The sequence below is a fragment of the uncultured Bacteroides sp. genome, from assembly GCF_937912035.1.
Taxonomy (GTDB): domain Bacteria; phylum Bacteroidota; class Bacteroidia; order Bacteroidales; family Bacteroidaceae; genus Phocaeicola.
In genome coordinates, this window is the sequence record NZ_CALDPF010000031.1 from 520,090 (window position 1) to 534,141 (window position 14,052).

Sequence of the window (14,052 nt, forward strand, 5' to 3'; positions counted from 1 at the left end):
ATATAAAAATAAATGATTTGTAAAACCAATAACCAATAAACAATATGGCACTGGAAATTAAAGGAATGAAAAGAGTATTCAAGATGAAGAAGAACAGTCAGGAAATCGTACTGGACGATCCGAACGTAAACATGTCTCCGGCTGAAGTGATGGACTTCTATTCCATGAATTATCCGGAACTGACCACCGCGACCGTACACGGGCCTGAGATCGAAGACGACCGGGCGGTATATGAATTCAAGACCACTATCGGAGTAAAAGGGTAAGAACATGAAAAAAGGACAACGTAAAGACAAGAAACCATGTACACAACTTACGGAACGGGCTTTGGGAAATTTAGCCAGACTTATCATATCGGAACTCGAAAATACGGACATAAGCCGGGGCATCAGGAACAGAAAGAAAAGAAAACTCCCTCCAGCAGAAAGCCTCATGGTTTTCTGAACACGAGAATACCTTCCATCGCTCCCGACCTGTATGTGGAGAATGACAGGGATGTAACGGTAAATGTCACCACCAAAGAGAATCTTGATTTCCTGTACCGTTCAGCCATGAAGTATGCGCAGCTCCTGGATGTGGAGCTGCCATACCATCCTACAGGCAGGACTTCCATAAGAGAAAAAATATGCCTGCTATATAATGCGCTGGACTCCATAGTATCTCATCATGTAAATCTGGAACTTGTCGGTGACAGGCTCCAGTTCTGTATCTACCATTTTCATGAATGGCCTGATTACACCCTGTTTCTGATACCGATAGATTTTACGGAAAGACTGAAAGGTGAAATCAAAAGGATCGCACTGGAGTTCATCAGACGGTTCATCAAGTATCACAGGATGATGGATATAACCGATACCCCTTATTTTGAGATGTCGGAAGTCTGTATCGATTATGTGGACTTTGAACAGCTCGATGAGGAAGAGAAAAAGGATTTGTACAGAAAGGAAAAGCTTTTCAGGTCATATGAGAAAGGGAGAATCCACAGGAAACTGTGCCGGATGCACTCCAGGGCTTTCTGTAGGAATCTGGAAGAACATATCCGCAACTGTAATCCTTCCAGCGACAAAGAAAGAAGACTTATGGAACTGATTACCGAAGGGCTGTCCCTAATTGCAAAGGACAGTCCTCATATCTTAAATTATGACTATGATTTTGCAAGTGAAAAGGAAAGGGATTTCGAACCGCCACCGCTCGAATATCAGATTCTGCTTACATATTCCATTACAGATACGGTTACCAAAGACATGGAAAGCTGTTTCAGTACTGACTGTCAGGAGACATATAACCAGACTCCCGTATCCTTTATCTTCATCACACCGGAAACAGAGGAGCTTTTCAAGCCGGACAGCTACCCGGAACGTTTCTCCAGATGGTTTGAGAAATTTGTAGAACATGTTACCTATAATTTATAAACATAATGAATGAACTGACAAAAAACATACAGAAAATGATGGTACCGAAGGCGGCTATCATAGCCTACAAATATGAAGACAGAAGAAATTTTGATACCAGGTACTTCATAGAATTGCGTCCCATCGGAAAAAACGGACAGATGGGGGCAGGTATCCCCGTCACATACGAATTCATGAATACCCTGCTGGAATCCTATACGGAGGAAATGAGCGGAATACCGGCAGGCAGAATCCCCGAAAACATGCTGGCCTGCAATCCGAGAAAAGGACAAGAAGAATATATCTGGTACAATCCGCCCGGAAAGAGACAGATGTTCTTTCACAAGGATCTCAATATACAGGACGGCATGTTCAATCTGCCGGGAATTGTCTACCATGTAAGAAACGGAAGCATGGACGTATTTGCCTTCAAGGGGAAACGTCCGGTGGAGACGACTCCGCTGTTCCGTGCCCCGTTCTTCAACGTGACCGGATCAAGTGTCTGCCTTGGCAGCAGTTCTCTGGAAAAGCAACAGAACCCGACTTTCCTTTCCCTGCTGGAATACTGAGAAAAACGGTTCTGGCTGACTGAATTCTCCCATCTTGGAGGAAATGTCAATCCTACCGTTTCAAATCTTGTCATCGTCACCGAGAACATAAGAAACAATCCGTTCGATATGAACGAACTCAAGCCCATGAATAAAAAACTTAAAGACATACTTCCATGAAAAAGATACATTTTACCGACCGCTACCTGCTCAATCCGCGTCATCCGGTAACGGTGTTTGTCATCGGAGCCGGAGGTACCGGCTCACAAGTGATAACCAATCTGGCACGTATGAGCATGGCACTTCAGGCATTGGGGCATCCCGGACTACATGTCACCGTATTCGATCCCGACACAGTAAGCCAGGCCAATATAGGACGCCAGCTTTTCAGTGAGACGGAACTTGGACTGAACAAGGCAGTATCACTTGTCACACGTATCAACCGTTTCTTCGGATACGCATGGACTGCCGAACCGCAATGCTTCCCCACCAGGAACTTTTCTGACAATAGCACAGCCAATATCATCATAACTTGTACGGATAATATACGTTCACGTCTTACGCTTTGGAAGTTCCTGAAGAAAGTCCGCAAAGAAAACTTCAGTGACCATTCGGCTCCCATATACTGGATGGATTTCGGGAACAGCCAGACAAAAGGACAGGTCATTATCGGGACGGTACGTGAGAAAGTTCTCCAACCTTCTTCACAGGAATATATTCCCATGCCTAAAATGAATGTCATCACTGAGGAAGTGGACTATGCAAAAATCAAGGAAAAGGAATCGGGGCCGAGCTGTTCACTGGCAGAAGCCCTGGAAAAACAGGATCTGTTCATTAACTCCACACTGGCACATATCGGATGTGATCTGCTCTGGAAAATGTTCAAGGAAGGAAAGACACTGTATCGCGGTGTCTATGTCAATCTGGATACATTGAAAATGACCGCAATCCCGGTATAATGCATAAGTGACCGTATGTATCATCTTTCCATCAGAATACGGTCACTTAGTCTATTTGCTATTTATTATTTACTACGTTCTTACCACGCTGAAGCAGGAAACTCTGTATCTCTGAGGCAAGATAGAATGATTTTCCATTCTTTTCCACCGAGTAATATTTAATCTTGCCCTCTTGCCGATAACGTGCCAAAGTTCTTTGTGACACACCAAGGAGTTCTGCCAAATCCACATTATCAAGCAGTCTGTCTCCGTTCATACATTCTTTCAAACGGTTCATCTGGTCCAGTTTCTTTTCAATGCGGGCAAATCCCTCTACCATGGTTCCTATAAGTCTTTCGAGTATCTCATTATCTATATATGACATAATTCCAATGTTATTAAGTGAATAAATCGATACTCCCGTTGTGCGCACTCTAAGAGTATATACTCATAATAGTGAGAATAACATGCCAAACAGATAAAGAAAATAAAAACATTTTGTATACTCCTGTTAATCAGACATATAAATTAGCATCTTGATTTTCTGCTGTAAACGGAAAGTGTAAACCATTTAAAGCATGGCTATTACCAAGTTTACATTTCTATAACAACTACTTATCATAACTATAGAACTGACCTTTCTATTCTAAAGGCGAGAATAAATATGAGAATTATTTCACAGTACATAATTAAAAACAAATATATCCTAATAAATATATAGTTGACATTTATAAAGAAAAATACTGTTACATATAAATCCAACTAAATAGATTATTATAAAACATATTTCCTTATCGCTAAACAAATTTCTTTTAAAATCATCGTTTACATAATAAATATACGTAATTTTAAGGCTCAGAATTATAGTTAAGGCAACAAAAGAGCATCATGGATTAAAAACCAAATTGCTATACGCCTAATAATCAGTTAGAATAATTAGTCATTATTAATTTTTCATTGTTTTATGTCAAATATTCGTTTTTTTAAAGGTGAAGAAAATGGAATAGTTATTGAAAAGGATGGTAACAAAGATTCTATTTTTGCAGAACAATATACAAAGGCTTTTAAACTAATAAAAGATTTATTGAGTCATCCAAGTGAGAACACTCTAAATATAGTTACATTTTGCGGAGAAAGAGGAGAAGGTAAGACTTCATGTATGTTATCAGTACGTGAACAATTAGATAAAGAATTTAATGAATACTCATTTTACAAATTACCTATCATAGATCCTGCTTTTTTTGATGAAGAACATAATATCATTCAGTTAATGCTTGGACAAATGTATCGAGCTTTTGAAAAAAGCTATAATATAGGAAACGGAGAAGATTTAAATCAAATAAAAGAAGTTGAAAGTTTAGCTCAAAGTTTTCAAAGGGCTAAATATTGTTTGAGCCAGTTGAAACAACCACGTGAAAGAATATATGATCCTATGGAGGATCTTAATTCATTAGCTGCTGCAGAAGATCTCAAAGAAAGTATTCGGATTTTAATAAAAGAATTCCTTAATTTTTACAAAAAAAGTGTATTTGTTATTTCCATAGATGACATAGATTTGAATATTGAGGGTGCTTATGAGATGACAGAGCAGATTCGTAAATACTTCTTAAGTAATCAATGTCTACTTATGCTTTCGCTTAATGTAGACCAACTAATAGATGTTATTTCTAATTATCTACAAAAGAAAGCAGTGAATCAATCTGTATTTGACTCTAATAATATGGCTTCAATGTATGTCACCAAGCTTATACCAGTTGGAAACCGTATTATAATGCCAAAAGTATATGATATATGTAACAAGCAACTTGATATTTACGAATCACATCAAGATGAACACCCTAAACACTATAACTCAATAAAAGAGGCTATCACTCATTTAATTTATATCAAAACTAGATATTTATTCTATAATAGTAAAGGTGGTGTATCTCCTATTGTACCCAACAATCTTCGTTCTTTAAGACATTTACTTGGTATGCTTATCAGTATGGAAGATTTTGTAAACAATAACGAGTCAGAAAAAAATAAGCATGTATTTAAAGCGTACTTCTTCCAAAATTGGATTCATCAATTAAATAAAGAAGACCAAAAATATGCTAATCTCTTAACAACCACAGATGATGCTACAATAATAAACAAAATGGTTGTTTCATATTTATCTCAATATATAACAGATGAAGCAAAATCTGATGGTTCTTTAATTGCAAATATTCTGAAACCACAAAATTATAGTTACAATATTTCTGTTGGAGATGTATTTTATATTATTCACCATTTGGAAAAAAGTAATGTTAACCAAGAGCTTAGAATGATGCTATTCTTTATTAAATCATTTTATAGCATTAGATTGTATGAGTATTATGATATAATCACAGAACATGATGGAGAAATGTTTCCTGAACCTCAAGAAGGAGGTGAAATATTTAAGAGTGATGGATGGTTTAAAAGGGCAAATGTTTTGCAAAAACTAGTAAATGGTGCATATTTTACATTTGACTCGGACGACTTATTACCCAATACAGTAGAAGGACGCATGAGCAGAGATCTAAAACTTATTAATGCTATGAAGTTAACAAACCTTGTAATTAGAGAGCTCAAAACAGGGATGGATAAGTTTGAAGAAATGAACGAAGAGGAACAAACCATTTTTAAAAATCGTTTTCGTACAGCTGAGTTTTTTGCTCTTACAACCAAACGACCTATTTCAAGAAGAAAAGCTGACCAAATAGATCGAATGAGAAGAGATTATTCAGAACCTTTTCATCTATCAGATGTAAATTTAGGTACAGGATACATTGTTTTTGATGTAACGGCACCATTTTATAATGTTTTGAATTTAAAATACACTTATAGTCGTTTTTCTTATTTAAGAGGTAAAGAAGATACTGAAGACCGTGATAGATTCTATAATTTTGCTCTGCAGCATGAATGGTCTTTACTTCGAGATATGATGAAGTATGTAAAATTAAAATTAGATAACGAACAGAATGAAGATAAGAAAACATATAAAGAACTTGTAGATTATTCCGAAGATGAACTTAATAAAGGAATAATGAAATTAGCCTCAAATGCAACAATAAGAAATGGTGAAGTTCTGAGTGCATTGACTGAACTTATGCTGAACTTAAGAACTAACATGCATAACAAAAAAGACAATTCCAAATTGTTGTCTCAGTTCTATACTACAATAATGAAATCAGATATGAGAACATATCGAAACGTGGGAACTGGTAAGCCTTATTATATACAATTTGTATTTCTTGAAGCTATCATTCAATTGCTTAAAAACTCAGAACAAAACTCTTTGCTTATGGAAATATATGAAAGTGGTATCGATTCAGCAACTACAACTGAGGATGATGTACTTTCGGTTTTCAAGGATTTTTTTGCATTGAACTTCAAAACTAAGAAAAAATCAGCCATTCAAACAGATTTAGGAAAAAGATACCCGGAATACGAATCACGCATTGCTCCATCAGATTGGGATAAAATGTTCCCTGACGATAAAAAATCTTATCAACGTTCAGAAATTGTTTCGATATTTAAAGACAACTTCAGCATAATGACTGGAAAGGTGAAAGCTAATGATATATATATTGATGAAGAAGATTAAAAATAATTATGGACTTTCAAAGAGCAATTATAAAATGTCTATTTTATGACATCTCACCAGATATATTTTTAAGTATAAAAGAATCTAAAAAACCAATATCTGCATTTCGATCTCAATTAGTATCATTACTATCAAAAGAACTTCCTTCATTTACATCTAGGGAAATGGAGAAACTTGTAGATTTTGAGTTACAAAAGATATCAGAAGATGATTTATGGATCTATCCTTTTGAAAAGGTACATACATTGAGTTTGGAATTTTTAGATATAGACGATCTTTATCATCCATTTATTAAGAATGATAATGCTTTACGATGGAACGAAACAACACGATATACTGGTGAAGATTTGTTTACATGTTCTAGAGTCGCCGAAGCACACAACAATAGCATAACATATCACTGGGATACACCTTTAGCTATTGGAACAAATAACAATATTGAAGTTGCAGATATACATTTTCATATGAGCTCATCATATGATGCTTTTGATTTAGCCTGGATTGTATGGATGAACAATTTCGATGCTGAAAATTCGGAATATATTTCTCAAGCGGCTATTATAAGATATGTTCTATTTAAATATCTTATTCGAGGTGAAGAATTGGATTATAACTTACTCATGAGCATATTTGAGTCATCTTTTATTTTCAAAAGGCAAGTACATAATGTATATGATAGGATAAGTACAATAATATCACCGTACATAAATTACCCTGGAGGAAAGAAATGGGATTATGCTATATCAGGTAATTATTTAGGTAATAATATTATTAATTCTCCGTATTCTTTATTTTGGGGCGAGAGACGATTATCTGAGCATTTTTTTTATAAAATGTGCCAAAATAATAAAGATAATGAACTCAAAAAAATTTATCCATTTTACTATCTATATAATATCATTAAAATAAATCTTCGTAAAGAAGCAATTTTAAATAATGGACTGATTGGACTGAAAAATTTTCAAAGCCTAACCAAGTATAAAGGTCTCAATCCAATACAGAAAATCTGTGATCTTTATGGGTTGCAAACGTCATCTTTACTAAATATACCAGTTGAAGCACGTTTTGGATATTCATTTAACAAAGATAATGATGAAGAAGAAAAGAAATTCATCAATACTGTAATTGAAAAAATTCATTACTGTGTTACATCTCCGCTATTAAGATACAATGACATATCTACTAATATATACCAAAGCAACAACATTGATATTAGCTATGTGCTCTCTATTTCTAAAATAGAATGTAAATCCCAAGAATACTTAAAAAGAAGAATAAAACAAATAGATAAACAGCTATATTTATATATAAGGAACTTTAGTGGGAACAATAATGAAATACCATGTACAGGTATTGATTTTGCAGGTTCTGATACATTGTGCAGGCCATTCGTATTTGCAAAAACCATTGAAAAAATTCGAAAAATGGGATGTAATAATCTTACTTACCATGCAGGAGAAGATTTTTTTGATCTGATTGATGGAATACGTACTATTGATGAGATTCTGATTTTCTTAAATTGGGAAAAAGGTAACAGGCTTGGCCATTGCCTATCATTATTCACTGACGTTGATAATTATTACAATAAACGTCACTATAATATGGTATTACCCAAAGGTATATTACTTGATAATTTAGTTTGGCTTTTAAATAAAGAAAGTGAGTTCGCTTTATCAATAAATCAATCTTCAAAAGTAAATATAGAAAATGAAGTGTCTAAGTTATATAAGTATATTTACAAACGTCAATTACCAGCAGATCCATATCATGAATTGTTTAACGATCCTACAAATTTAGATAGCAAACGATATTATACAGATGTTATATTTAGACAAAATGAAATTATTACTTGGCAAATACCTAAAGATTTCGTTATAAGAGAAATATTAAAAAAAGTCCAAAATAAAATTCTCAATCAAATACGCAAAAGAAATATACATATTGAGACCTGTCCTACATCCAATTTATTGATTGGTTTTTTTGACAAGTATAATGAAATTCCTACATCCCATCTATCAAATAATACCAATATTTCAGCTTCAATTAATACAGACATAAAAGGCTCAGTTGGCACGTCACTTATTAATGAATACGAGCTTGTTCGATTAAGTTTAATAAAAAAAGGTACTCCTAAATCTTATGTAGAATCATTTCTTCAGAAAATAGGGCGAGAAAGCATAAATGCTAAATTTAAAAGTTACCAGATTACATCTTCTCCTTGATCGTTTTATTATTCTTAATTAAGCCTCAATAAAAATCATGTATTCTCGTAATTTCATTGTTATATAACTTGGTGCCCATTAAAACAAGATTTATGATGACACGAAAAGAAATCACAAAAATTATGATGCAATGCGAGGTGGACAATGCAGTATAAAAATCCAAGCTTGCTGAGCACAATATTCTTGCATCGATAAACTGTAAAAGCAGTTAAATAAATAATACATAGCTTTCTGATAGAAGACGAATCAAATATAGGCCCAATAAGCTGTTTTGAGAATCATATTTTCTCTTTTTACTTATATCATTCGCACTTTTGTCCCCAAAGTAACATCGGGGACAAAATTCTATCAATTGATATATTTTCAAGTTTTCAAATAAATTTTATAACTTTCACTACACACCTATGTTATTGACGAAAAATAATGTTGAGTAAGAATATGGGATGCCAGAGCTCCTATTCTGTGAGCACTGACATCCTTTTCTTTTTGTCCATTTTCACCTGTATTAAAGTGGACGAACGTGTATTTAACTTATTTTGTATTAAAAATACAGATTAACAATTGGAGAATTTCTCCATCAAAGTACTTTGATGGTTGATTTACAACCAGCTTGAATACCTCGCAGTAATCGGTTTTTTGCAGCGTCCTCAAATTTATTGATTTCATCGGTAAACCAGTCTCCCTTATCTTTAACTATTTCCATCATTTCTTTAAGTTTTAAGCTTAACCCATCCAAGACATCTTCGTTACCAAAATTTTTATATTTAGCCATAGGCATATTATTACTGAATTTTGAATTCATACCTCTGCTAATAAGACACAAATTTCCAAAACTATGTAATCCTGTTGATTTATCTAATACTGGATAACCAGTCATTGGCGTTTGAGGATAAAAATGTTCTACAGATGTTCGATATGAAAACTCAAATTTAGAATATTTTCTAGGGTTTGTCTTCCATGTCAGGTAGTCATAGAAATTGAATATAAAGTTTTCTACATCGCAACCTCTATCAATAAAATCCCAACAAATACTATTATTTTCCGCACTTCCCTCATTCTTGTATATTATATCCTCGAATTCTGTTTTTTTTTCGCATAAATACCTGTCAAGCATGTAAGTACAAGCGAGTTTATATAAATAGTCACGGAAATCAGAAAGGTTAATTGTTTCTTCTTTATAAATGTAGAAAAGAACTGCATTCATCCAATATTTGTAAATCTGAGTTGGAGCAGAAACATGAAACATTGCCTCAAGCATTCTAATATCCTTACTCATTTCATCTTCACTGTCATTGCCAGTAAAAGTTCCAATATAATTCGTTTTACTACTATCGTATTTCTTAAGAGACTTCAAACTCCAACTTTCTTTGGAATTATAATATTCCCTTTTAATGATATACATATCAAAAAGATTGCGCATTTGCAGTAGTGTCATAATAAACTTCTTGACAAATCTGGCTTTATCTTTGCAAGAATTAATAACAGTAGAGAAAATATCAATCAAACGCTTATCATCTAATTTAATTTCTTCATCAATATTATCTTTATACTCATTCTCATCAAAAAAATACATGATTTTAAGGGTATGTAGCAAGAAGTTTGGGAAATTGATAATTGATCCAAATCTATCATTCCCTTTCTCTCCAGAATCATCAGGTATTGTGTATTTTACATTATTTAACGCATCTTCAAAAAGTTTCTCAATAGTCCTTGACACATATTCTGATGTTTCCTCTTTATCATCATCCCAGCCAACAATGTTGATATAATCTATATATATGTCATCAAATTTTTTTTCTGTCAAATCAACCCAATTCTTAGAAAATAGAATGGTTCTAAGCTGTGGTTTAAAATTCATCTGCACATAAGTATCCATGTCAGAACATGCTTCCCATATATCATTGAAAAGTAAATGATATTTCTTATCTATACAATTCATTAAACTTGCTTTTAGGACTTCATGCTTTTCTAATTGTTCACCTCTTGAATTCATTATTTCAAAATAATGATTTAGCTCAGTATCCTGAGGTACAGGTATCCTCATTATAATGACTTTTGATAGAAGATAGTTAACGAAGTCTATAAGATTTATACCCTTTTCTTCAAGAATATTTAGAATATTTTTTTGCATAATGCGGTAGACCTCTGCTATGCTACTAGCCCCCGAATTATCATATAGCTGATTCTCGGATAACTGTCTAATCGCTTCGTCTGCTTCATGTCTATGATCATATGATAGATTTGACTTATCAAACCAACTGACAAGAACTTTGCATTCCTCAAAAGATCGTAGCAAACTCAGTAGTATTGTTAATGTTGTCAATCTTTGCTGCCCGTCTATAATCTCAAAATATTCCTGTCTGTCTTTATATCTTACAAACACAACAACAGAACCTATATAGTAATTTTTACTACTATTAAACGAAGCATAGTCTGTAATGTCTTCAATTAATTGCAGAGCTTCATTTTCTCCCCAATCGTAATTTCTCTGATAAATTGGTATAACATATCGTCCTTCTGAAAGTAACGACTTAATATTTAGGGGTTTTATTTCCTGACTATTCATTGCTGTGAAATTTATTAAGCTGTTGAAACATGTTCGCAATTGCCTCACATTTAGTACAAGCAATGCTTGATAGACTCTCCTGGCTGATATTTATAATATCATAAGGATTTTGGGCATCATGTACAACTCTTAGCATGGATTCTCTATCACATGCATAATTATCTGTAGATGCTAATTGTACTACTGGACTTTCAAGTCGTAAAGTATAAGCCCAAATAAAAAATTTGGGTACTACCTTATCTAATTCCTCAAAACCAAATTTATCTATGTAGTAAAGCAGTAAGGTGTCAAACATGTTCCTTACATATTTGTCTCCAGTTCTTCCAGCTCCTTCATAATCATTGATTAGTTCAATGATATGTTTAGCTAATCCATTTTCTGAATATGATTCGATAGAGTGGATTTTATGATATAGTTTTATATAGTGACGTACCATATCAAAAAATCTGCTACCGTTAATTATCTGACTGTTTATATTAAACGGGTATTCTAGCTTATTTTGATCAATATATCTTACTGGATCATTTGCATACAACTCAGCAAAGATATGAGCAATAACTTCCATTTGATAAAATGGATAGCGTTTTCCATCCTTTAAAGAGACACCTTTAAAAGTATCTATATTATTTTTTGTGAAGTATCGAGCACTCTTTCCTAAAGACCATCGTTTAGCTCGATATAATGTTAAAAATATATCTTTAAGAAAATCAGTTTTTTGCTTTTGCCACATATCTATATTTAAAGAATCAGTATCAGACATCACTGCTATTTCTCTAAGATGGTATGCTTTTAATAAGTCATGAACTTCTAAATCTTTTCCACGAGCATTTTGCGAATCAAAAAATTGAAAAGCCTCTGAAATATCGGATAATTCTATTACTACAAATTCACATTTTTGCAGAAGAAAATCAAGTAATGACTCATCAAAATCATTTTGTCGAGTAGTCATTACATGTAAGTTCTCAACAACATTATGCAGAGAGTATCTATTTTCAAACTTTACATTCTTAGAAAATTTTGATAGCTTAGAGATAATATCACCATATTTACTATCTTTTATTTTACTATCTATCTGCTCTAACATTTTGTTTATGAGTAGGCACAAGGATACTATACGTTGTTGGCCATCAACTATTTCATTATCATTTAAAACCAGTGTTCCAAGACGATATTGCTCTTTTCCACGAAAAAATATTAAATCATTGATAAGTTGATTTATATTCTTTGCAGTCCATTTATATGGACGTTGATAAGGAGGAATGATCAATTTGTCAAATGGAATAGTCCCCACCTTCTTGATAGATGTTTCTGGCTGTTTTGATACAGAAGTAACTTTTATTTGATAGGCAAGATTAGGTATAGCTTCTTGTCCTCTTTGGTTTGGGAAGAGTTGGTTATTACTATTTACAAATGACTCTATTATTGGGTCGAATAAAGAAATAATCTTAGTAAAACACTCTTTAAGTTCTTCTATTGTTACAATATCATAATTAACTTCACAAAGACCTTGATTCATGTCTTGACATTTTCTCCATTGAATTTCTCCATCGCTATGAACTTGCTCACGTAGATACTTTAAAAATGGCTTGTATTGTTCGTTTCTGAACTTTCCTTCAAAGTGTAATTGAACTTTACCTTGATATAGTTCATAATGAATATCCATATCTTTCAAAATAGTAGATATTTGGATATATCTACTAGAACGCCATGAACGTGCAGGGCAATGGCATTTCAAATATTTCTCAGGCCAATTGCTGAGAATAAATAATTTTATCTGCTCAAATAAGTCATTGTCTATCCAAATACTCATAATTCGGAATATAATTTGATTATTAATAGTTTTTTAAAATGTCTCATTGCATTTCGTTTTATTATATAGTCCCAGATTGAATATATAAGAAGAATACCTTAGTTCTTAAAGCTTAATGTTGTATTATCCAATTCTTACCATCCCTGCCAACTGCACGAAATAATCATTTGACCAAATATCAAGTTCTTTTGGATTGCGTACGAAAGGCAATACATCTTCTTTCACTTGTTTTATATCAGCTGTAGAGAGACGCTCAATGAGTTTTTCTTTAAATAACTCTGGAGTAATATTCTCATTGTTAAACTGCTTACATCGTTCTGCCAAATGAGTAAAATCTAACGAAACATTATGACGTACATACCATTCAAAATCGTACCAATCACGACCTTTGACTCTATTCTTCCACACACGATAGACCAGTGCGTGCATCTTGCCTGCAAACAAGTCTGGAAGTGTAAAACAGCGGGTCATAAATGAATGTGGTTGAAGCAATAGCTTTTGTTCCGTCTTGAAGTTCAACGGTGGACAAGTATCTACTTCAATCTTTATCTTTATTGACTTCTCCGTCTGGAAAGTCACATCATATACATCGGTATTATCCTTAAGGAATGCTGATTCGACCTTTCCGAAATTCTTCTTATCTTTTTTCTTTATTTCAACCTCACGACCTACCATTGCAAAGGCATCAACGATAGCAGGGAAATATTTCGTAAAATCGAACTTATCATCTTGTACAAGCAGTGAGAAATCCATATCCTCACTGAAACGTTGCAAGCCATAAAAGATTCTCAAGCAAGTTCCGCCATAGAACGCAGCCGACTCAAAGAAGCCTCCGGCATACAAACCTGCAAGTATCATTTGTTGGTTCACTTCAAATATCGCATTTCGCTTATTTTGCTCCGTTGTTAGATCATAACGGGAGAGCATATTGTCGAATATTTCATTTTTCATCGTCTTAAGAATT

At 33.6% G+C, this 14,052-nt stretch carries 9 protein-coding genes and 1 pseudogene; 6 read left to right on the plus strand and 4 right to left on the minus strand.

The window, feature by feature from the left end:
* Window positions 1–44 precede the first annotated feature (44 nt).
* The 4 genes and pseudogenes from Q0486_RS07765 to Q0486_RS07780 all read left to right on the plus strand — a co-directional run bounded on the left by Q0486_RS07765 (window position 45) and on the right by Q0486_RS07780 (window position 2,898).
* Entirely contained in the window at window positions 45–266 is a 222-nt protein-coding gene (locus Q0486_RS07765; protein WP_004326366.1) for a PRTRC system protein C, read from the plus strand.
* Between the two features lie 36 nt (window positions 267–302).
* Window positions 303–1,412 carry a peptidase gene (locus tag Q0486_RS07770; protein ID WP_299231794.1) on the plus strand — a complete coding sequence of 370 codons (1,110 nt, stop codon included), beginning with the start codon at window positions 303–305 and terminating at the stop codon, window positions 1,410–1,412.
* A gap of 5 nt (window positions 1,413–1,417) precedes the next feature.
* Window positions 1,418–2,119: pseudogene (locus tag Q0486_RS07775) on the plus strand (PRTRC system protein B).
* On the plus strand, window positions 2,116–2,898 hold the full coding sequence (locus Q0486_RS07780) for a PRTRC system ThiF family protein (RefSeq protein ID WP_299231796.1): 783 nt from the start codon (window positions 2,116–2,118) through the stop codon (window positions 2,896–2,898). The pseudogene Q0486_RS07775 and the gene Q0486_RS07780 overlap by 4 nt, the downstream one beginning before the upstream one ends.
* Before the next feature lie 58 nt (window positions 2,899–2,956).
* Here Q0486_RS07780 and Q0486_RS07785 read toward each other — a convergent pair whose 3' ends face one another.
* A complete protein-coding gene (locus tag Q0486_RS07785) occupies window positions 2,957–3,262 on the minus strand; it encodes a helix-turn-helix domain-containing protein (RefSeq protein ID WP_004294141.1) in 306 nt (101 codons plus the stop codon).
* A gap of 579 nt (window positions 3,263–3,841) precedes the next feature.
* Here Q0486_RS07785 and Q0486_RS07790 point away from each other — a divergent pair.
* Window positions 3,842–6,490 (plus strand): hypothetical protein, encoded by a 2,649-nt coding sequence (locus Q0486_RS07790; protein ID WP_299231799.1) that lies wholly within the window; start codon window positions 3,842–3,844, stop codon window positions 6,488–6,490.
* Window positions 6,491–6,498: 8 nt separating this feature from the next.
* The gene (locus Q0486_RS07795) at window positions 6,499–8,712 is read left to right on the plus strand and encodes a hypothetical protein (RefSeq protein ID WP_299231801.1); all 2,214 of its coding nucleotides are present in this window, start codon (window positions 6,499–6,501) and stop codon (window positions 8,710–8,712) included.
* A gap of 577 nt (window positions 8,713–9,289) precedes the next feature.
* Here the strand turns inward: Q0486_RS07795 and Q0486_RS07800 are convergent.
* The 3 genes from Q0486_RS07800 to Q0486_RS07810 form a co-directional block, all read right to left on the minus strand.
* Window positions 9,290–11,278, minus strand: a complete 1,989-nt coding sequence (locus Q0486_RS07800; protein WP_299231803.1) for a DUF262 domain-containing protein — start codon at window positions 11,276–11,278, stop codon at window positions 9,290–9,292.
* Window positions 11,271–13,088, minus strand: a complete 1,818-nt coding sequence (locus tag Q0486_RS07805; protein ID WP_299231805.1) for a DUF262 domain-containing protein — start codon at window positions 13,086–13,088, stop codon at window positions 11,271–11,273. Before Q0486_RS07805 ends, Q0486_RS07800 begins: the two co-directional genes overlap by 8 nt.
* Before the next feature lie 123 nt (window positions 13,089–13,211).
* A complete protein-coding gene (locus tag Q0486_RS07810; RefSeq protein WP_299231839.1) occupies window positions 13,212–14,039 on the minus strand; it encodes a nucleotidyl transferase AbiEii/AbiGii toxin family protein in 828 nt (275 codons plus the stop codon).
* Window positions 14,040–14,052: the final 13 nt, after the last annotated feature.

Coding starts and splice junctions, on each gene's coding strand:
- Q0486_RS07765 (WP_004326366.1), top strand. CDS start 45: ATGGCACTGGAAATTAAAGGAATGAAAAGAGTATTCAAGATGAAGAAG.
- Q0486_RS07770 (WP_299231794.1), top strand. CDS start 303: ATGTACACAACTTACGGAACGGGCTTTGGGAAATTTAGCCAGACTTAT.
- Q0486_RS07780 (WP_299231796.1), top strand. CDS start 2,116: ATGAAAAAGATACATTTTACCGACCGCTACCTGCTCAATCCGCGTCAT.
- Q0486_RS07785 (WP_004294141.1), bottom strand. CDS start 3,262: ATGTCATATATAGATAATGAGATACTCGAAAGACTTATAGGAACCATG.
- Q0486_RS07790 (WP_299231799.1), top strand. CDS start 3,842: ATGTCAAATATTCGTTTTTTTAAAGGTGAAGAAAATGGAATAGTTATT.
- Q0486_RS07795 (WP_299231801.1), top strand. CDS start 6,499: ATGGACTTTCAAAGAGCAATTATAAAATGTCTATTTTATGACATCTCA.
- Q0486_RS07800 (WP_299231803.1), bottom strand. CDS start 11,278: ATGAATAGTCAGGAAATAAAACCCCTAAATATTAAGTCGTTACTTTCA.
- Q0486_RS07805 (WP_299231805.1), bottom strand. CDS start 13,088: ATGAGTATTTGGATAGACAATGACTTATTTGAGCAGATAAAATTATTT.
- Q0486_RS07810 (WP_299231839.1), bottom strand. CDS start 14,039: ATGAAAAATGAAATATTCGACAATATGCTCTCCCGTTATGATCTAACA.